Source organism: Winogradskyella schleiferi (genome assembly GCF_013394655.1).
GTDB lineage: Bacteria > Bacteroidota > Bacteroidia > Flavobacteriales > Flavobacteriaceae > Winogradskyella > Winogradskyella schleiferi.
In genome coordinates this window covers 3,013,580-3,032,080 of sequence record NZ_CP053351.1, presented here as the reverse complement: position 1 = coordinate 3,032,080, position 18,501 = coordinate 3,013,580, and the positions used below count along the sequence as shown (strand labels likewise).

Genomic DNA, 18,501 nt, shown 5'->3' with positions numbered 1-18,501 from the left:
CCTTTCAGGTTTTTAAAACCTGAAAAGTCTTTAGTTTGTTGTTTCTGCTAATTCTTAATTCCAGAGTCTTAAAAAGTTAGTATATTTAAAATTCTAACCATCTTTCATGTATTACTATTTAATTGTTGCCCTTCAAGCGTTTTGTATTTATCATGCGTATAAAAACCATAAACCTTATTATTGGTATTTTCTTATATTTTTTATTCCTGTTATCGGTTCTTTAATTTATATTATTACCCAAGTGTATAATAAAAATGATGCTGATAAGGTTCAGAATGAAATTACATCAATTATCAATCCTACCAAGAAAATAAAAGATTTAGAAAAGAAGATTGAGTTTTCGGATACGTATACCAATAGAATTGAATTGGCTGAGGCTTATATGCAGAACAGAGATATACCAAATGCCATAGTAAATTATAAGAAGACGCTAGAAGATACAGTGCAAGATGATTTATATGCTCGGCAACAATTGATGGTGTGCTACTTTCAACAAAAAGATTATGTTAGAGTGGTTGAGCATGCTGAAGCCATACAAGACAAAACTGAATTTAAAGGTTCTGAACAACAATTTTTTTACGGTATGGCTTTAAAAGAATTGGGAAAAACAGAACAGGCAGAAGTGCAATTAAAGCAAGTTGACAGACCGTATTCCAATTATAATGAACGTTTAGAATTGGCAAAATTTTATCTAGAAAATAGTCGTGTAGAAGAAGGGAAGGCGTTGCTGGAGAAAATTCATACAGAATCCCAAAACATGACTAAACCAAATAGAGGTATTTACAGAAATACTATTGTTGAGGTTGAGCGTTTGCTAAAAACCTTGTAATGTTTTTACACCAACACCCATACCAACCCTTCATCCAGAAAGATACTAAGAAACTGATTGTCGGTACCTTGCCACCACCAAGATTTTCTACAGGAGAACTACTAGAAAAAGATGTCGATTTTTGCTATGGTAGCTATTATAATTCGCTGTGGTTGTTTATAGATAAAATCCATAATCTCAATTTACGATTCGATAATTCCCAAAAGGCCATAGACCAACGTAAAACGTTTTTAATAGAAAACAAAATAGGCATATGCGACATCGTAGAAAGTGCAGAACGCGAAAAAATTGATGCGTCAGATTTAGGCATGCAAAATATAAAACTACGGGATGTAGTCGGTTATTTAAAACAATTTCCCCATATAGAAACGATTTTATTTACTGGTGGCAATAGCAAAAACGGCCCAGAATACTTTTTTAGAAGACATCTCAAAGACTACAATCTAAAACTAGAACTGGTGAACAATGAAGTGCCACGAATTCATAAATTCTCCTTATGTCATTCTGAGCAGCGCGAAACATCTAAAAAAGTTAGAACCATTAAAACCGTTTCTCTAACCTCAGGTTCAGGAGCAGCAAATATTTCAATTAGCAGATTGCCCTTATACAAACAACTCCAGGCCAAAAACCCCAATTTCAACACCTTTGATTTTAGGGTGATGCAGTATTCTGAATTTTTTTAGTCAATTTCTTTAACTCAGTCCTCAGTCCTCAGTCTTCGGTCTTCGGTCTTCGGTCATCCGTCTTCCGTCAATTTCCCTCTCATCTCTCAAATCTTTTAAGTTAATACTTGCGAAAATTTTCTAATCCATTCGAGCCAAATTAAATTGTAAATGCAGTAAACTATTGATGCCTTAAACTGTTTATTTGTGTTTAGATATATTATATGACATTAATTACCTGTTTGCTCTTAGGGTTTGTAGTTGCTTCTTTGGGCAGTATCACACCTAGTTTTTTAAATATGACTGTTGTCAAATTCAGTTTAAAAAGTGGCAGAAAATCGGCTTACTTTCTCATTGGTGGTTATGCTACCGTGTTATTCTTTCAAGCGAATATTGGTGCTTATTTTTCCAGTATTTTAATGGAAAATTCAGAATACATCACACTGATTCAAAAAGTGGGTACTGGGATATTGATTCTGCTCTCCTTCAATTTTTTTAGATTACACTTTAAGTCCAACAAACAGGAAAAGAAAGTTGAAATTGACAAATCAAAAGCCTATGTGCATGGTATCGTCATGTCGTCGCTAAATATGATCGCCATTCCGTTTTACTTTACCACAATTTCGTTTTTAATAGGGTTGGAGTATTTTGAATACTCTTTTAAAAATAGTTTATACTTTTCAGTGGGTTCTACCTTGGGCTCCTTTTTCTTATATTCAGTTTATGCGACTGTAGCAAGTAAAATTGAACATAAATTAACGTATATCGCCACTAAAATGGATTTTATTATTGGTTGTCTTACTGGTGTGGTTGGTATTGGTAACTTGATTTATTTGGTTTCGAAATAATAAAAAAGCGAACACTTGCTAAGTAAAATATTTAAAACAGAACTTCAGTAATATTTTATATAAGCATTCGCATTAACTTAAAAAGGTAATTAATAAACTTAGGGAATAAAAAAATCTAGGTAGCAATATGTAAAGGACACTTATTTTTATTTGTTATATACGGATGTTGTAGCACGTTTTTGAAAAATTTTATTTTATTAATCGATTTACATTAAGCTTATACATTTTGCCTATTGGAATCTTATGATTCTGAATATCGATTCTATTGCCTTCTATGAGTTCAATTTTATCTATTGAAATTATAAACGATTTATGTACTCTTATAAATTGATTTACAGGCAAATTATGAGTAAAGGATGTTAAGGTTTGATGTGAAACGATTATTCTGTCAACCATATTAATTTTCACATAATTTCCATAGGCTTCTATAAATAGAATGTCATTAAGCTTAATCTGATAGTATTTTTTATCTTCTTTTATAAAAATTTTAGCGTCTTCATTATTTTCAGAATTTTGTATTGATATGGATTTATTAGCCAATGCATCAGAAACTTTACTAACAGATTTTACAAAACGACTAAAATTAAATGGCTTTAATAAATAATCTTCAATATTCAACTCATAACCTTCTAAAGCAAATTCTTCATAGGCTGTGGTAATGATTATCTTTGGCTGATTAGAAAGTGTTTTTAAAAACTCTAAACCAGAAAGTTTAGGCATATTAATATCTAAAAAGATAAGGTCAATAGAATGTTTATTTAAATACTCAAGAGCTTCAAAAGCATTATAACAACTTTTTTGAAAGGATAAATACGACAGATTACTCGCATAATCTTTAATATTATCATGCGAGGCTGTCTCATCGTCTACAATTATATATTTTATCATTTCTTATATATTTCTAATGTTGTTGAATAGATGTTTTCTTCAATACTATTATGCAATTTATGAGTGTCTGGATATAATAAATTTAAGCGATCTTTTAAGTTTTTGAGTCCAATGCCTTCATTTTCTGAAGTGTCTTCAACATCATAATTATTCTTGACTGCAAAACTTACTTTACTATCATCTTCTATAAGTTTTACATGAACAAATGCATTTTCAGTTGCCCTTTCAACACCATGCTTAAAGGCGTTTTCTAATAAGATGATAAACAGTAAAGGCGCTATACTAGCATCTGAATTCTTAATCGTTTTTTCAAAATTAACATCAATATCTTTATGGTATCTGGCCGTTTGTAAGTCAATAAAGTTAATTAAATAACTAACTTCATCTTTTAACATTACGCTTTCTTTACCACTATCGTAAATAGTAAATCGCATTAAATCAGATAGCTTTAAAACGTAGTCTTGTGCTGCATCTGCATCTTTCTTTATTAGGGAATATAAATTATTTAAGGTGTTAAAGAAAAAATGAGGATTTATTTGATTTTTTAAGAGCATTAATTCTGCTTCTAGTTTATCACTTTTTAATTGCTGAATACCTCTTCGATATTTATAAACCCAATAGAAAATTAAATACGCCATTTCAATAAATAAGGCAATTTTAATGATGTTTTTAAAAAACCCATCCGTTCCTGTAGTTACTTGTACGCCGTAAACTAATAAGGGAATGCTAATTCCGAAGAAAAGATATTTTAGGGTTGGATTAGTCGCTCCAAATTTTATTTTTTCAGTTTGAAAAAGGTAATATAAAAGTGTATAAAAGATCACTAAGCCTAATGATCCTGAAAGTACTGTAAAAATTTCGCTTTGCGCGTTTCTTAAGATCAGCATCAATACAAGGATGATCCCTGATACAATTGCCGATGTTTTAAATAGTTTTTTGTGTGTCATGATATATTTATTTATGATTTTGACACAAATCTATGTTGCGAATTCAAGGGTACAGCTTTTATTTTATGAACGGCTCTTTTCATATTGCAAACGGATCATGTTAGATGATAAAGGTACTTTAAATATCAGAAAGAGACGTATAACATTTAGTACTTGTACTTCATCAAAATAGTTCTAAATCACAAATATTCAGTTCTAGGTTTGCATCAAATTTAAAACATAAAACATATGAAAACTTTAATTACATTTATTACAATGGCATTTTCTACTTTATTCGTTAATGCACAAATGACAGCAGAAAAGGAGCTACAAAAAACCTTAGATGAATCTACAGCTATTGCTTTAAAAGAGCATAACGTGCCTGGTATGGCAATCGCAGTTATTAAAAATGATCAAGTAATTATTAAAAAAGGATATGGATTTTCTGATATAAAAAGCGGAGAAGCTGTTAGCAGTGCAACAGGCTTTAATATTGGATCTATATCAAAAATGTTTACCGCTTGGGGAATTATGAAATTAGTAGAAGAAGGAAGTCTTCGATTAGACGCTCCTGCTTCCAATTATATTTCTGGGTGGAAATTGCCAGCTAGTGAGTTTGATGCTAATAAAGTAACCATTAGAAATTTATTACAGCATACAGCTGGTTTATCTGTGCATGGTTATAATGGGTATGAATCTAAAAATGAATTAACATCCATTAGGCAATCACTATCGGGAACTTCCAATCCAGATGAAGCCGTAAAGCTTATTATGGAGCCGGAAAGTAAATGGCAGTATTCTGGTGGAGGCTATTCTATTTTGCAACTAGTTATTGAAGAGGTGACTGGTAAATCGTTTGCAGATTATATGCAAAAAAACATATTTAAGCCTTTAAAAATGAAACATACAAGTTTCGATATCAATAAAAAGATATTAAAAAACTCTTCTAAAGCGTATGATGAAGAAGCAAAGGAAATTCCGTTGCGCCTTTTTAATGCGCAAGCAGCAGCGGGTTTACATACAACCATAGATGATCTAATTCTATTTGCAAAAGCATCATTTTCAAGAAACCCTGTATTATCTAAAAAAAGTATTTCACTTTTAACTGCACCAACTGAAATATCAAATGGAAATTACGGTATGGGTTATATGGAGATGAATCGTTTTGGAGATTTCACATTGAACGGTCATGGAGGTTCTAACGAAGGTTGGCATTCTGGTTTCATGCTCGATTTTAAATCAAAATCTGGTATTATTATACTTACCAATGGCTCTAATGGAAGGAATGTCTTATTTGGAAGTATGAAAGATTGGGCTCAATGGCATGAAAGTAACTAATTGTATTTCTTTTATTTTAACAGTGAATGACTAATCTAGAGGCATTCACTGTTTTTGCGCGTAATGTGCTACAACTCGTGATATAGTAACTTTTATTACTCATATCCCGTAAATAATTCAGGATATAGCAAGTTTTTGTTACTGTTATCCTGTAAAAATAACAATATTATAATTAGGATGTAATAGTGGATTTTTATCATTTAAATGTGTTTGGATGTTATTGATAAAACATGTTCAACACAAGTAAACGAAGTTAGCTGAAACATTTTAGAAAGATAAGCCGCAATCAATTGCTTAAGGTTTGATGAATCTATACTAAATTTTTAATCTCAAAGATAACATTACACACATTATCCATATCTTTTCTATCTGTAATCAAATCAAACCCATTTTTGAGTAATAGCTTTTTAGAACTTTTATTTTCGCGATGTGTAAAAGCTTCTATTTTATGTAGTTTTAGCGTATTAAACCCAAAATCTAAAATTAACTTTAAAGCTTCAGTCATAATGCCTTTTCCTTGAAATTCAGAATGCAAGTCAAAACCAACTTCAGCAAAGGCTTTATTTTTTGAGAAATTCCATAAACAAATAGTACCAATGATTTGTGGTTTGTTTTTTAAGGTTATTCCCCAAGCAATTGAGGTGTTATTTTGGATATTTTCGTTAAGTTCTTTTATAAATTTTATAGCGTCGGCCGTTGTTTTTGTTTGTCTGTGCTCAGGTCTTTCAATATATTTATTAAGTGTCTTGTCTGAACGTAGATAAAGAAGCTCTGCATGGTCGGAAGGAAATATGTTTCTAAGAAAAAGACGGTTTGATACTAATTCAGGAAAAGGTGTAAAGTTCATGGTCTTTAAGTTTGGCTATGGTCTTTAGTGGTGTTTTGGTAGCATCATAACGTCAAACAAAGTTAATTGAATTTCTTTATAGCGTAAAACCTTAAAAATATTGCATTCAATATTTAAAACCTTTAACTTGTATAAAAATAGTTAAACATGAAAAAAACACTACAAATAGCCAATGCTATTGCTTTCATCATCGTTATAATCATTAATTACGTTTCCGTTACAGGTGCCTTAAATAACACTACTATTGGGGAAATATCTGATAGTTACAATTCGTTGTTTACGCCTGCAGGTTATGCCTTTTCAATTTGGGGCATTATTTATTTGCTGCTGTTTGGCTTTGTCGTTTACCAAGGCAGAAGCCTTTTTGTAAGTGTGGCAAATGATGATTTTGTTCTAAAAACAGGTTGGTGGTTTGTGCTGTCTTGCGTGTTCAATTCCATTTGGGTGTTTGCTTGGGTTTATGAGTATACGGGTTTATCTTGTGTGTTAATATTTTTGCTTTTGATGGCCTTGGTTAAAATTGTAATCAATAATCGCATGGAATTAGACGATGAACCATTTCCAACTATTTTATGCCTTTGGTGGCCATTTGTGATTTATTCCGGCTGGGTAACTGTGGCGAGTATAGTAAATATTTCGAGTTATTTGGTTAAACTGGGTTGGGATGGTTTTGGGCTTTCAGAATCCGTTTGGACAATTATTATGATTGTGGCAGCCTTAATAATCAACCAATACGTGCTTTGGAAACGTAATATGCGCGAGTTTGCCGCTGTAGGTGCTTGGGCATTGATAGCAATTGGTATAGCGAATAAGGGCACTAACGCGATAATTTTATATGCTGCTTTTATAGGTGCCGCTATTTTATTGATTAGTACTGGGATTCATGGCTATAAAAATCGGGCAACCAATCCATTCCTGAAATTAAAGCAGTCTTTGAGCACTTCAAAATAATAAAGTCCTATTTAAGATACCAACGGGATAATTAACTGTACCTTCGCGCCGAATTAAAGGAGTGACCTAAAAATAAAAAATAGAGTTTGCTTCATAAACTTTATATATGTCATTCAAATCATTGGGCTTATCTGAGCCATTACTTAAAGCAATTAGTAAAAAAGGATACGAAACACCATCGCCTATACAAGCCAAAGCTATTCCTCCTGTTTTAGAAGGAAAAGATGTTTTAGCATCAGCACAAACCGGAACAGGAAAAACAGCTGGTTTCACTTTGCCAATGCTTCATCTTTTATCTAAAGGACCAGAGCAAAGACACCGACCAATAAGAGCTTTGATTTTAACGCCAACACGTGAGTTGGCCGCACAGGTCCATGCTAATGTTAAAGAATACAGCGAGTTTTTAAATATTAGAAGTGCTGTGATTTTTGGTGGCGTCAACCAGAATCCACAAGTGAATAAATTAAATCAAGGTGTAGATGTTTTGGTAGCCACTCCAGGACGTTTAATTGATTTGGAAAATCAAGGTTTGTTATCTTTAAAAAAGGTTGAAATATTTGTTTTAGACGAAGCCGATCGTATGTTGGACATGGGTTTTTTGCGTGATATTGAACGTATTATGAAATTGATACCTAACAAAAGACAAAACCTAATGTTCTCAGCTACATTTTCTAAGGATATAAAGAAGTTGGCGTATTCAATCCTTAATCATCCTGTGCAGGTTGAAGCCACGCCAGAAAATACAGCGGTCGAAGTTATAGAACAAAAGGTTTACAGAGTTGCCAAAGGGAAAAAAACGAACTTAATCATAAAGTTAATTTCTGAAGGTAACTGGAAACAAGTCTTAGTCTTTACAAGAACAAAACACGGTGCCAACAAACTTTGTAAAAAGATGATTAGTGCTGGTATTACAGCTGCTGCTATTCATGGAAATAAAAGCCAAGGTGCGCGTACTAAAGCTTTAGCGGGCTTTAAGAATGGTTCCGTAAGAGTTTTGGTAGCTACAGATATTGCAGCAAGAGGCTTGGATATTCCATTGTTGCCTCATGTTATTAATTTTGAATTGCCAAACATCTCCGAAGATTACGTGCATAGAATTGGCAGAACCGGTAGAGCAGGAGCAGAAGGACAAGCCATATCATTGGTAAGTGCAGATGAAACTACGTATTTAAAAGGCATAGAAAAGTTGATTGGGGAATCCATTGAAGTCGAAATTGTTGAAGGTTTTGAACCTGATCCTAATGCGTCAACGGAACCAATTAAGCCAGGTCAGAATAGAAACCAAGGTCGTGGTCGGAATTCTAATTCTAGAAACAGTTCTCGGAATTCCTCTAAAAATAGTAAAAATTCAAACCGAAGTAGAAGTCGAAATCGCAATACCAATAGCCGTTAAAAATGTCTCCGATTTTAAAAGCCAAAATCATAGAGGTTTGCGATAGGAAAATTGCACAAAAAGGAACTAATGTTGGAATCTCTTTTTATGCGTTTTTTAAGAATCAGAATGACAATCCTGAATTGTTAATGGAAGCCGCAACTTGGTGGATAAAAACACACGAGTTAGATCATTTTGAAAAAGCGGTAAAGATTAAGGAATTAGTAAAAAGTCTATAAAGTGTCAACACAAGCCAATAATCCATTGCACGGCGTAAAGCTAGAACAGATTGTTACAGAACTGCAAGCGCATTACGGTTGGGAGTATATGGGTTATCAAATTAACATTCGTTGCTTTACGCACGATCCTTCAGTAAAATCGAGTTTAAAGTTTTTACGACGGACGCCATGGGCAAGAACTAAGGTGGAAGCGATGTATTTGGAAATGTTGAAAAAACGATCCTAACAGGTTTCAATTTTTGTAGTGTTTCAACAGACCTAAACCTTTACTGCATTTTCATTTGAGTTTTTAAGGGTCAAAAATACATAGGTAAAAAATATACAAAAAAGTAGATCATTGACGCCGTATACCGAATAGAAAAGTCCTGCTAATATATCCTTCTCAAAAACATCTGAAAGGTTATTGTTCAAAAGCCATTGTATCCAGACCACAACATAAACTAATTTTTCAATAGCAAACACCCTTACCAACCACTTTACTTTATAATAGCTTTTTGCAACGGCAGCATAGGCCAATCCCCAAAGTACAATCATTACCAAACCAAATGTGGACATTACATCTGGATCAAATTCTGGAATTGTAGGATTGGTAAATAGTTTTGAAAACACTAAAACTGACAAATTCATGATAGCTGCAAGAATAAATCCTTGGCTAATAGTTTTTTTATTTATAGTCATAATTTAAAAGTATTTATTTAATCTTCTTCTGGTTCAAACTCATTTACATTAGTATCGAATTCAGGTATTATAGTTGCAAACATTTTTTATTTCGAATCTCATCTTTCATATCATTAGTTATACTGTTCTAAATTTAATTAATTTTTAAAAATATTGGGATTGAACCTTATAATTGATATAAGTTGTTGCCATTGTCTAATCTAAATAATGTCGGAGAACAGTGTCTTTACCATTATACTAGCATGTTTAGTTTCTGTATAACATTCGGAGACAATGCTCATGCCAATAAAATCCTTAATCCCTCCTATGGTTAAATCCAATACAATAGTCCTTTCTGGAGTAAAAGTTACAAAATCTATTGATGAATGACAGGTTATTGTGCCTATATTTTAGAACTATAATGAAGGTTTTTAAATAAAAAAATCCTCTAAACATTTAGAGGATTTTATACAGTATTTTAGAAAAAAGAATACCTATCCTTTCTCTACAGCGTTTTTCTTGTTTTTTGCTTTTATTTTTTCCATCCTAGTGGGTCTAAGATTAGATTCAAAATAAATTTTAAATTCTTCCCTGCCTATGGTTTCATTTTTATCCGTATCAATGTCTGCGAATTGTTTTTCAATTTTTTCCGTCTTGGAAGGATCTTTCATACGTTTTTCCTTAAACTCCTCCAAAGTGATCATATTATCAGCATTGATATCGAGGTGCTTAAACATTCTTTCCGATCTATCTTTTTTTAATTCAATTTTATCATTTTTTATTTGCTGCTTTATTTCTTGCTTTTGTTGAGCACCAATAAAGGAAAATGAGGCTATTGCAACTAATACAATTCCTGTTTTTAATGTTTTGGTAATCATTGTATTGTGATTTAGGTGTTATAAATTTGAGACTAATATAGGTGAAAAAGGATTAGGTTGTCTCATCCTCCCAAACTTATTTAATTTGTCGCAGGCCTTCATAAACAATAATGCCTACTGCATTGGCTAAATTTAAGCTTCTTATCGCTTTACTATAAAGTGGGATTTTAAATAGTTGAGATGCATAGGTCTCAATTAACGGTTTTGGTAAACCAACAGATTCTTTTCCAAAAACCAAAAACATGTCATTTTTAAAGTCTATATCCCAATGACTTTTAGTGCCGTGGCTAGATAAAAATACCATTTGTGCATCATCGTTTTTTAAGAAGAAATCATCAATAGTATCATAATAGATAACCTCCAAATGTTGCCAATAATCGAGTCCGGCGCGTTTAAGACGTTTATCGTCAATTTCGAAACCAAAAGGTTTTACTAAATGTAATTTTGAACCCGTGGCCAATGCCAGACGACCAATGTTACCAGTGTTGTTTGGGATTTCGGGTTCTATAAGTACGATGTTTAATGGCATAAGTATTAGTTATTCTGGGATCGATTCAGAATCTTGTTTTTTAAGTTTTAAAAGCACTAATCGAATCAATAAAGTAAATGGAAATCCATGAAAAACCACATCAAACCAATCCTTAATAGTCATACCAATTGCGCCACCTACAATCCATCTTACTTTGCCTAAAATATGTGGTTCGGGAAAAAATGGTGCTAAGCCTAAAGTCAGGCAAAGTAGGATGATGAGTTTCCAATCGTTGAGTAATTTCATGGCATAAAAAAAGTCTATCCAAATATATGAATAGACTTTCTTAAATTCTCTTTTATGCAACTACTTTTTTGTTTGTTGACTTTTAATCGTTTTTTTATCAATGTCGAATTCATTGTTTTTTTGATTGACATTCCCAGTTGGATTGGTAAGGTCAGTTTGATTTTGAGTTTTTGTTTTAAATTTTTTCTTATCTTTTATTATTCCCATGATTTCTTATTTTTTTACGTTCATTAGTAATATAAGAAAAATCTTATAAAACTGTATTAAAACTATCATAAAATTAGAAGGCTAAAGGTTAAAAGTTTTAAGGATTCTTTCGGATTGCAGACACAAAGCCACCTAAATCACCTATTCCATTTTCTGTCAAATGCTTTATAAAAGCACTACCTATTATGGCGCCTTTTCCATATTGCGTGGCTTGAGAGAACGTTTCATGATCTGAAATTCCAAAACCTACAATTTGGGGATTTTTTAAATTCATAGCATTAATACGTTTAAAATAGTTGGTTTGCTCGTCACCAAAACCAGAACTACCTCCCGTGACACTTGCCGAGCTTACCATATAGATAAATCCATTGGATACCGAATCGATGTATCCAATACGCTCATCTGAGGTTTGTGGTGTAATCAAAAATACATTGATTAAGCCGTGCTTTTCAAAAATTGCCTTATAGTCATCATTATAAACATCCACTGGCAAATCAGGAATGATCAATCCATCAATACCTACCTCTTCGCATTTTTTACAAAAGGCTTCAACACCATATTGTAACATCGGATTAAAATAACCCATAATAATTAATGGAATAGAAACCGATTCCCGAATGTCTTTGAGTTGTTCAAACAACAAGTCGCTTGTCATGCCGTTTTTTAAAGCTTGTGTAGAGCTTTCTTGAATGGTTGGCCCATCAGCCAAAGGATCGCTAAAAGGTAACCCGATTTCAATCATGTCCACACCATTTTTTTCAAGACCTTTAATTATGGTGGTTGTGTCATTGATATTGGGATAACCTGCCGTAAAATAAATGGACAACAATTTTTTATCCTCTTGTAATTTTTGATTTATTCTGTTCAAAATCTATGCTTTGTTATTCAATGTAAAAATAGGACTTAAATGAAAAATTAAGAATTAAAAGTGAAAAATTAATAATGTTTTCCGTTAAGACTAAAACTACTGAACGCTGAATACCAAATACTAAAATATCTAGGCTATCTAAATACTATAACTCAAAGCCACACAAAGAAGTCACAAAGGTGCACAAAGGATAAATGCAAATAAGATAAATGAAACTTTCCATTTTATACTTTTTACTGAAGACTGAGGACTGAACACTACCAACTCCTTTTAATAACTTCGTGTATAATTATAACCAATTTCTAACGTTATAGATTTTGGATATAATTATATTTGCACCGAAATAATTTCATCAATTAAATTTATAACAATGATGTTACTCAAAAAACAGTTAATCATCGTTTTTCTAGTCGTTTCTGCGCTGGGAATGGCGCAAAAATCTGCCGTCTACACTAGCGATTTACAAGACTACCAAAAGGCACTAACTTTATATAATAATAAACAGTACAAAGCAGCCCAGTCTTTGTTCGACGACATTAAGGACGAGACCAATGACGTTACCATTAAATCTGATTGCGCCTACTACATCGCCAATTGTGCGGTGCGATTAAATCAAAATAATGCAGACGATTTAGTAACGGAATTTGTAGAAGACTACCCAACGAGTACCAAGCGAAACACGGCTTTTTTAGATGTAGCCAATTACTATTTCGAAAATGGAAAATATGCCTATGCACGCAAATGGTACGAAAGAGTAGATGAAAGGAGCATAGCGCGTTCCGAAAAAGAACGTTTCAACTTTAATTATGGCTATGCGTTGTATTCTACTAAAGACGAAAAGAAAGCCACTAAATATTTAAATCGTGTTATAAATTCAAAAGAATACGGCTCACAGGCCAAATATTACATAGGTTTTTTAGCTTATCAAGGCGATGATTACGATAAAGCGAACGCGTATTTTGACCAAGTTAGCGATAACGAAAAGTACAAAGAGAAATTATCTTATTACCAAGCCGACCTAAATTTCAAATTAGGAAAGTTTGAAAAAGCTATTGAACTGGCAGAAGAGCAATTACCAAATGTCAGAGGTGTTGAAGAGTCTGAATTGTCAAAGATTATAGGTGAAAGTTATTTCAATCTTGAAAAATATGCCGAAGCGATTCCTTATTTAAAGGCCTACCAAGGTAAAAATCGAAAATGGAACAATACCGATTATTACCAATTGGGTTATGCCTATTACAAACAAAATGATTTTGAAAGTGCCATATCTGAATTCAATAAAATTATAGATGGAAAAAATTCAGTAGCCCAAAATGCCTATTACCATTTAGGGGAAAGCTACATCAATTTAGACAAAAAGCAGGAAGCTTTAAATGCGTTTAGAAATGCATCGCAAATGGATTTCGATTTAAAAATCCAGGAAGATGCTTGGTTAAATTATGCAAAAATCAGTTACGAAATCGGGAATCCATACCAATCCGTTCCACAGGTTTTAACGAGTTATTTAAACCAATATCCGGATTCTGGTTTTAAAGGTGAAGTGGAAACCTTATTAATAGATTCTTACATTACGTCTAAAAACTATAAGGAAGCCTTAGAATTATTAAAAGGCAAAAATAGTTTTGAACATAAAGCGGCTTACCAAAAAGTTGCCTTTTTTAGAGCTGTGGAATTGTATAACGAAAACAAGTACAACGAAGCCTTGGATTTATTTAACGGCTCATTAAAAGAACCAAGAGACCCAAAATTTGTAGCGAAAGCAACATTTTGGAAAGCGGAAACGGACTATAATTTAACCAATTATAATGAGGCACTGATTGGGTTTAAACAATTTTCAGGCATGGACGAAGCGTCAAGCTTACCAGAAATTGAAAATCTGAATTACAATTTGGCTTACACCTATTTTAAGTTGAAAGATTATACCAATGCCACTAATTATTTTGAAAAATTCATTCAAAATAAATCAAATGATAAACTGCGCCAAAACGATGCTTATTTAAGATTAGCAGATGGTTATTTTGTGTCGAGTAACTATAATGATGCTATAGACGCGTATAACAAAGCCATTCAAATTAATGAGATTGAAACCGATTATGCGGCTTTTCAAAAAGCAATGAGTCAAGGCTACTTAGGAAAAGGGTCTAATAAAATTTCAGAATTGAAATCCTTTATCAACGACTATCCAAAATCAGCTTTACGAGACGATGCCATGTACGAATTGGCAAATTCTTATGTAAAATCGGGCGACTCGGACAAAGCCATGCAAATGTATGACCGTTTAAATTCGGAATATAGAACAAGTGCATTTACCTCAAAAGCTTTATTGAGACAAGGTCTGGTGTATTACAATGGAAACGATAATGAGCGTGCTTTGAGCAAGTTCAAAAAAGTAGCAACTGATTTTCCAGGCTCTGGCGAAGCGGTTCAAGCAGTTTCAACGGTTCGTTTAATTTATATCGATTTAGGTCGTGTGGATGAATACGCTAATTGGGTAAGAACTTTGGATTATGTTGAGGTTACAGATGTAGATTTAGACAATGCTACTTATTTAGCCGCAGAAAAACCATATTTAGATAACGAAACCGATAAGGCTATTCGTCAGTTTAACAAGTATTTGAATGAATTCCCAAAAGGGCTTCACAATCAAAAAGCGCATTTTTATTTAGCGGAATTATATTATAAGAAAGGGTTGTTGGATAATGCACAACCACATTACAAAGCTGTTGTCGATGCCTCAAAATCGGAATATACCGAACAAGCAACCGTTAAACTTTGTGAGATTTATTTGAAAAAATCGGATTGGGAAAAAGCCATTCCTGTTTTAAAACGCTTGGAGCTCGAAGCCGATTATCCTCAGAATGTGATTTATGCGCAATCCAATTTAATGAATGCCTATTACCAAACCGAAGATTATTCCAAAGCAGAAAGTTATGCTGAAAAAGTATTGGGCAATTCAAAACTGGATAACAAAGTGAAGAGCGACGCCAAATTAATCATTGCACGTTCAGCCATTAAAACAGGAAATGAAACCAAAGCGAAAACCGCTTATGCCGAAGTTGAAAAACTAGCCACAGGAAGCGTTGCTGCAGAAGCTTTATACTACAATGGCTATTTTAAAAATAAAGCAGGAGACTACGAAGCATCAAATACAACTATTCAAAAATTAGCCAAGGATTATGGCAGTTATAAATTGTTCAGTGCTAAAGGTTTGGTGGTTATGGCGAAGAATTTTTATGCTTTGGGAGATGCGTTTCAAGCCACTTATATTTTAGAAAGTGTAATCAGCAATTTCCCAGAGTTTGACGCTGTTGTACAAGAAGCCAAAACAGAACTGAACAAAATAAAAGCCGAAGAAGCGAAAACAAATTCATCAATCGAAACTGAGGACTAAAAATACCTGTCTGGTCACTGAACGTAGTTGAAGTGAAAGCAGGTAGCTCTAAGTCGAAGTGCAATCAAACTATAACACATGAAAGTTAAATATATAATATTATCAATCTTCACTTTGGGTTTTGCTTTTAGTTATGCCCAAGAAAAAGACACCATAGCGGACCAAACTGTCAACGTTATAAAACCATACACGCCAACAATTTCCGATGCCTTTAAAATTAAGGATAATCCAACTTTGGCAGACTCGACCACAGTTGAGAAAAAAGAAATTAAATACAATATTTTCTCAATCCCTGTGGCATCCACATTTACACCGGCAAAAGGAAAAGCGGCAACGGTAGATAAGGCTAAAGCCGTAAAGTTATACGATAATTATGCCTCACTTGGCGTGGGTAATTATACAACTCTTTTAGGTGAAGTTTATCTGAACCATGAGTTAAGTAGGGACGAAAATGTAGGCGGTTATTTTAGTCATCATTCCTCACGTGGTGGTATTGATAATTTATTGTTGGATGATGCTTTTTCTAAAACAAAACTCAACGCGCATTACACCAAAAACCAAAGGGATTTTGCTTGGAAAGTTGATGGTGGATTCAATTTACAAACGTATAATTGGTACGGTTTACCTCAAGATTATTTTGGACAAGCAGAAGCCGATGCTATTGACCCAAAACATAATTACACAAGTTTTAATTTAGGTGGTAAAATTAATTTAGAAGATGCCATTGTAAAAGATGCAAGCCTACGCTTTCGACGTTTTGGAGACGATAGAAGTTCTGGAGAAAACCGTTTTATGGCCAGTTCTAATTTTGAAGTCGCCATACAAGATGCAGATATCGATGCCGAATTATTTATGGATTATTTAGGTGGAAGTTTCGATTCTAGTTTTAATGGGCCACAATCCATAGATTACGGTAATTTTATGATTGGTTTAGCACCTTCTTACCAGTATAATCAAGATGATTTAACTATTAATCTAGGTATAAGATTAACCTATTTGAATGATACGGAATTCAGTAAAAGTAAATTTTATATTCATCCAAATATTGAAGGATCCTACCGTTTAGTTGATGAGCTTTTAATCGCTTATGGAGGTTTAACAGGTAAGGTCATTCAAAATTCATATTACGATTTTGCTAACTTTAATCCATTTGTGTCGCCAACACTTTTTGTAAGCCCAACAGACCAGCAGTTTAAAACGTTTGTTGGCGTCAAAGGAAAGCTATCCAATAATATCAGCTATAATGTGAGAGGAAATTATGCTTCTGAAAAAGGGAAAGCCTTATTCAAGGCTAATGAAGCATTGGCAACAGCATCAGAAGATTACCACTACGGAAATTCATTTGGTGTTATTTACGATAATGTAACAACGTTTTCCATTGCTGGAGAATTGAATGTGGATTTCAACAGAAATTTCACTTTAGGAATTAAGGGCGAATATTTTGCTTACGACATGAAAAACGAAGCACAAGCATGGAATTTACCAGATTTGGAAGCCTCATTATTTTTGGATTATCAAATTTCAGAACAATGGTTTGCAGGCGCAAGTGCCTATTTTGTTGGCGAACGTGAAGATGAAAGAATTGTGAATTCGCTTTTTGCTCAGCCAATTGTAACAAGGGTGAGTTTAGAAAGTTATTTCGATTTAAATGCACATGTTGGCTACAAGATAAACGATCAATTGTCTGTGTTTGCCAAGGCGAATAATATTTTTAATCAAGATTATCAGCGTTGGTTAAATTTCCCGGTTCAAGGCATTCAGTTTCTGGCAGGGGCGACTTATCAGTTTGATTTCTAAATTCCCACGAAAGTGGGAATCTCATGATGACATCCTAAAATTATCTCAGGATTTCTATAATATTCAGCATTGCGAAGATAGTGACCCAAATTATTCAGCTGAAAAAGATAAAGTCTAAATTCAATTTTGAGTAAATGAAATTAAAGCGTTCCCATTTGGAGCGCTTTTATCGTTAATTGCTAATTTGTACGCATATGTTTATTATATTTGTACGTATAACAATTAAATTACTATGGATACAAAGTTGACATTAAAACTCAATCAAGAAATTATTGAGAAGGCAAAAGCATATGCCTCCAATAGAAAAATGAGTCTATCTCGAATTGTAGAAGCCTATTTACAATCCTTAACCTCTGAAATCACATCAGAATTCGAAATTTCGCCATTTGTAAGAAGTATTTCTACAGGGACTAAAATTCCTGCAGACCTTGATTATAAAAACGAGTATTCCGATTATTTAACCGAGAAATACAAATGAAGCGGATTTTTATTGACACTAATATCATGTTGGATTTATTAGGGGAAAGAGATCCTTTTTATGAGCCTATCGCCAAAATTGCAACCTTAGCCGAAAAAAGGAAATTAGTTATGGTCGTTTCTCCGATTTCATTTGCTACAGTAAATTATTTTTTGTCGAAATTCGAGAATTCTAAAATCGCCAGAGAAAAATTACGTAAGTTCAAAATTATAGCTGAAATATGTTCGCTTGACGAGCAGACCATTGAAAAGGGACTCAACTCAGCCATAAAAGATTTCGAAGATGCTTTACAATATTTTAGCGCAACAGAATCGGACTGCGAGATGATTATAACGAGAAACGGTAAAGACTTTAAAAAATCCTTGCTTCCAGTCATGACTGCTGATGAATATTTGAAGAGTTTGGTAGGGAAATAAAACTATAATTTTTTATTTAATAAGCCAAATATTCAGACTACTTAGACATAACACTCCAAATTCAGAGCGCTTTTCTTATTTTTACAACTTGCTGTCAGATTGAGCTTGCCTTTGCCGAGCGCAGTCGAAGCATC

The 18,501-nt window shown here is 33.3% G+C and carries 21 protein-coding genes; 12 read left to right on the top strand and 9 right to left on the bottom strand.

What is annotated here, in order from left to right; genetic code table 11:
* Nucleotides 1-106: 106 nt before the first annotated feature.
* The 3 genes from HM990_RS13175 (at nucleotide 107) to HM990_RS13165 (ending at nucleotide 2,339) form a co-directional block, all read left to right on the top strand.
* A complete protein-coding gene (locus HM990_RS13175) occupies nucleotides 107-829 on the top strand; it encodes a hypothetical protein (protein WP_178989387.1) in 723 nt (240 codons plus the stop codon).
* Entirely contained in the window at nucleotides 829-1,512 is a 684-nt protein-coding gene (locus HM990_RS13170) for a uracil-DNA glycosylase family protein (RefSeq protein ID WP_178989386.1), read from the top strand. The genes HM990_RS13175 and HM990_RS13170 overlap by 1 nt, the downstream gene beginning before the upstream one ends.
* 203 nt (nucleotides 1,513-1,715) lie before the next feature.
* Nucleotides 1,716-2,339: a LysE family translocator gene (locus HM990_RS13165; RefSeq protein ID WP_178989385.1), complete on the top strand. Its 624-nt coding sequence runs from the start codon at nucleotides 1,716-1,718 to the stop codon at nucleotides 2,337-2,339.
* 189 nt (nucleotides 2,340-2,528) lie between these two features.
* Here HM990_RS13165 and HM990_RS13160 read toward each other — a convergent pair whose 3' ends face one another.
* Together HM990_RS13160 and HM990_RS13155 are read right to left on the bottom strand one after the other, a co-directional pair.
* A complete protein-coding gene (locus HM990_RS13160; RefSeq protein WP_178989384.1) occupies nucleotides 2,529-3,227 on the bottom strand; it encodes a LytR/AlgR family response regulator transcription factor in 699 nt (232 codons plus the stop codon).
* Nucleotides 3,224-4,174 (bottom strand): sensor histidine kinase, encoded by a 951-nt coding sequence (locus HM990_RS13155; RefSeq protein WP_178989383.1) that lies wholly within the window; start codon nucleotides 4,172-4,174, stop codon nucleotides 3,224-3,226. The genes HM990_RS13160 and HM990_RS13155 overlap by 4 nt, the downstream gene beginning before the upstream one ends.
* Before the next feature lie 228 nt (nucleotides 4,175-4,402).
* Here HM990_RS13155 and HM990_RS13150 point away from each other — a divergent pair, with 228 nt between their 5' ends.
* Nucleotides 4,403-5,491: a serine hydrolase domain-containing protein gene (locus tag HM990_RS13150; RefSeq protein ID WP_178989382.1), complete on the top strand. Its 1,089-nt coding sequence runs from the start codon at nucleotides 4,403-4,405 to the stop codon at nucleotides 5,489-5,491.
* Nucleotides 5,492-5,801: 310 nt separating this feature from the next.
* Here the strand turns inward: HM990_RS13150 and HM990_RS13145 are convergent, their stop codons facing one another.
* Nucleotides 5,802-6,338 carry a GNAT family N-acetyltransferase gene (locus HM990_RS13145; protein WP_178989381.1) on the bottom strand — a complete coding sequence of 179 codons (537 nt, stop codon included), beginning with the start codon at nucleotides 6,336-6,338 and terminating at the stop codon, nucleotides 5,802-5,804.
* Nucleotides 6,339-6,485: 147 nt separating this feature from the next.
* Between HM990_RS13145 and HM990_RS13140 the strand changes: the two genes are divergently transcribed.
* The 4 genes from HM990_RS13140 to HM990_RS13125 all read left to right on the top strand — a co-directional run bounded on the left by HM990_RS13140 (nucleotide 6,486) and on the right by HM990_RS13125 (nucleotide 9,126).
* Entirely contained in the window at nucleotides 6,486-7,289 is an 804-nt protein-coding gene (locus HM990_RS13140) for a tryptophan-rich sensory protein (protein ID WP_178989380.1), read from the top strand.
* A 106-nt stretch (nucleotides 7,290-7,395) separates the two neighbouring features.
* Complete coding sequence (locus HM990_RS13135; RefSeq protein ID WP_178989379.1) at nucleotides 7,396-8,682, top strand: DEAD/DEAH box helicase; 1,287 nt, start codon at nucleotides 7,396-7,398, stop codon at nucleotides 8,680-8,682.
* A gap of 2 nt (nucleotides 8,683-8,684) precedes the next feature.
* Nucleotides 8,685-8,900: a DUF6500 family protein gene (locus HM990_RS13130; RefSeq protein ID WP_178989378.1), complete on the top strand. Its 216-nt coding sequence runs from the start codon at nucleotides 8,685-8,687 to the stop codon at nucleotides 8,898-8,900.
* 1 nt (nucleotide 8,901) lies between these two features.
* Complete coding sequence (locus HM990_RS13125) at nucleotides 8,902-9,126, top strand: VF530 family protein (RefSeq protein WP_178989377.1); 225 nt, start codon at nucleotides 8,902-8,904, stop codon at nucleotides 9,124-9,126.
* Nucleotides 9,127-9,158: 32 nt separating this feature from the next.
* Here the strand turns inward: HM990_RS13125 and HM990_RS13120 are convergent, their stop codons facing one another.
* From HM990_RS13120 to trpA, 6 genes are all read right to left on the bottom strand, one after another.
* On the bottom strand, nucleotides 9,159-9,578 hold the full coding sequence (locus tag HM990_RS13120; protein ID WP_178989376.1) for a hypothetical protein: 420 nt from the start codon (nucleotides 9,576-9,578) through the stop codon (nucleotides 9,159-9,161).
* Between the two features lie 473 nt (nucleotides 9,579-10,051).
* Nucleotides 10,052-10,435 (bottom strand): EF-hand domain-containing protein, encoded by a 384-nt coding sequence (locus tag HM990_RS13115; protein WP_178989375.1) that lies wholly within the window; start codon nucleotides 10,433-10,435, stop codon nucleotides 10,052-10,054.
* 76 nt (nucleotides 10,436-10,511) lie between these two features.
* Nucleotides 10,512-10,964: a tRNA (cytidine(34)-2'-O)-methyltransferase gene (locus tag HM990_RS13110; protein ID WP_178989374.1), complete on the bottom strand. Its 453-nt coding sequence runs from the start codon at nucleotides 10,962-10,964 to the stop codon at nucleotides 10,512-10,514.
* A 9-nt stretch (nucleotides 10,965-10,973) separates the two neighbouring features.
* Nucleotides 10,974-11,270 (bottom strand): hypothetical protein, encoded by a 297-nt coding sequence (locus HM990_RS13105; protein WP_317166912.1) that lies wholly within the window; start codon nucleotides 11,268-11,270, stop codon nucleotides 10,974-10,976.
* On the bottom strand, nucleotides 11,271-11,417 hold the full coding sequence (locus HM990_RS13100) for a hypothetical protein (protein ID WP_178989373.1): 147 nt from the start codon (nucleotides 11,415-11,417) through the stop codon (nucleotides 11,271-11,273).
* Nucleotides 11,418-11,514: 97 nt separating this feature from the next.
* Nucleotides 11,515-12,285: a tryptophan synthase subunit alpha gene (gene trpA / locus HM990_RS13095; protein ID WP_178989372.1), complete on the bottom strand. Its 771-nt coding sequence runs from the start codon at nucleotides 12,283-12,285 to the stop codon at nucleotides 11,515-11,517.
* 370 nt (nucleotides 12,286-12,655) lie between these two features.
* Between trpA and HM990_RS13090 the strand changes: the two genes are divergently transcribed.
* From HM990_RS13090 to HM990_RS13075, 4 genes are all read left to right on the top strand, one after another.
* The gene (locus tag HM990_RS13090; protein ID WP_178989371.1) at nucleotides 12,656-15,676 is read left to right on the top strand and encodes a tetratricopeptide repeat protein; all 3,021 of its coding nucleotides are present in this window, start codon (nucleotides 12,656-12,658) and stop codon (nucleotides 15,674-15,676) included.
* Nucleotides 15,677-15,754: 78 nt separating this feature from the next.
* On the top strand, nucleotides 15,755-17,473 hold the full coding sequence (locus tag HM990_RS13085) for a porin family protein (RefSeq protein ID WP_178989370.1): 1,719 nt from the start codon (nucleotides 15,755-15,757) through the stop codon (nucleotides 17,471-17,473).
* A 232-nt stretch (nucleotides 17,474-17,705) separates the two neighbouring features.
* The gene (locus HM990_RS13080) at nucleotides 17,706-17,951 is read left to right on the top strand and encodes a DUF6364 family protein (protein WP_178989369.1); all 246 of its coding nucleotides are present in this window, start codon (nucleotides 17,706-17,708) and stop codon (nucleotides 17,949-17,951) included.
* Nucleotides 17,948-18,367, top strand: a complete 420-nt coding sequence (locus HM990_RS13075; protein WP_178989368.1) for a type II toxin-antitoxin system VapC family toxin — start codon at nucleotides 17,948-17,950, stop codon at nucleotides 18,365-18,367. The genes HM990_RS13080 and HM990_RS13075 overlap by 4 nt, the downstream gene beginning before the upstream one ends.
* The last annotated feature ends 134 nt before the right edge of the window (nucleotides 18,368-18,501 follow it).

Excerpts from the sequence above, each read along its gene's own strand:
- HM990_RS13175 (WP_178989387.1), top strand. The coding sequence starts at position 107 with ATGTATTACTATTTAATTGTTGCCCTTCAAGCGTTTTGTATTTATCAT.
- HM990_RS13170 (WP_178989386.1), top strand. The coding sequence starts at position 829 with ATGTTTTTACACCAACACCCATACCAACCCTTCATCCAGAAAGATACT.
- HM990_RS13165 (WP_178989385.1), top strand. The coding sequence starts at position 1,716 with ATGACATTAATTACCTGTTTGCTCTTAGGGTTTGTAGTTGCTTCTTTG.
- HM990_RS13160 (WP_178989384.1), bottom strand. The coding sequence starts at position 3,227 with ATGATAAAATATATAATTGTAGACGATGAGACAGCCTCGCATGATAAT.
- HM990_RS13155 (WP_178989383.1), bottom strand. The coding sequence starts at position 4,174 with ATGACACACAAAAAACTATTTAAAACATCGGCAATTGTATCAGGGATC.
- HM990_RS13150 (WP_178989382.1), top strand. The coding sequence starts at position 4,403 with ATGAAAACTTTAATTACATTTATTACAATGGCATTTTCTACTTTATTC.
- HM990_RS13145 (WP_178989381.1), bottom strand. The coding sequence starts at position 6,338 with ATGAACTTTACACCTTTTCCTGAATTAGTATCAAACCGTCTTTTTCTT.
- HM990_RS13140 (WP_178989380.1), top strand. The coding sequence starts at position 6,486 with ATGAAAAAAACACTACAAATAGCCAATGCTATTGCTTTCATCATCGTT.
- HM990_RS13135 (WP_178989379.1), top strand. The coding sequence starts at position 7,396 with ATGTCATTCAAATCATTGGGCTTATCTGAGCCATTACTTAAAGCAATT.
- HM990_RS13130 (WP_178989378.1), top strand. The coding sequence starts at position 8,685 with ATGTCTCCGATTTTAAAAGCCAAAATCATAGAGGTTTGCGATAGGAAA.
- HM990_RS13120 (WP_178989376.1), bottom strand. The coding sequence starts at position 9,578 with ATGACTATAAATAAAAAAACTATTAGCCAAGGATTTATTCTTGCAGCT.
- HM990_RS13115 (WP_178989375.1), bottom strand. The coding sequence starts at position 10,435 with ATGATTACCAAAACATTAAAAACAGGAATTGTATTAGTTGCAATAGCC.
- HM990_RS13110 (WP_178989374.1), bottom strand. The coding sequence starts at position 10,964 with ATGCCATTAAACATCGTACTTATAGAACCCGAAATCCCAAACAACACT.
- HM990_RS13100 (WP_178989373.1), bottom strand. The coding sequence starts at position 11,417 with ATGGGAATAATAAAAGATAAGAAAAAATTTAAAACAAAAACTCAAAAT.
- HM990_RS13090 (WP_178989371.1), top strand. The coding sequence starts at position 12,656 with ATGATGTTACTCAAAAAACAGTTAATCATCGTTTTTCTAGTCGTTTCT.
- HM990_RS13085 (WP_178989370.1), top strand. The coding sequence starts at position 15,755 with ATGAAAGTTAAATATATAATATTATCAATCTTCACTTTGGGTTTTGCT.
- HM990_RS13080 (WP_178989369.1), top strand. The coding sequence starts at position 17,706 with ATGGATACAAAGTTGACATTAAAACTCAATCAAGAAATTATTGAGAAG.
- HM990_RS13075 (WP_178989368.1), top strand. The coding sequence starts at position 17,948 with ATGAAGCGGATTTTTATTGACACTAATATCATGTTGGATTTATTAGGG.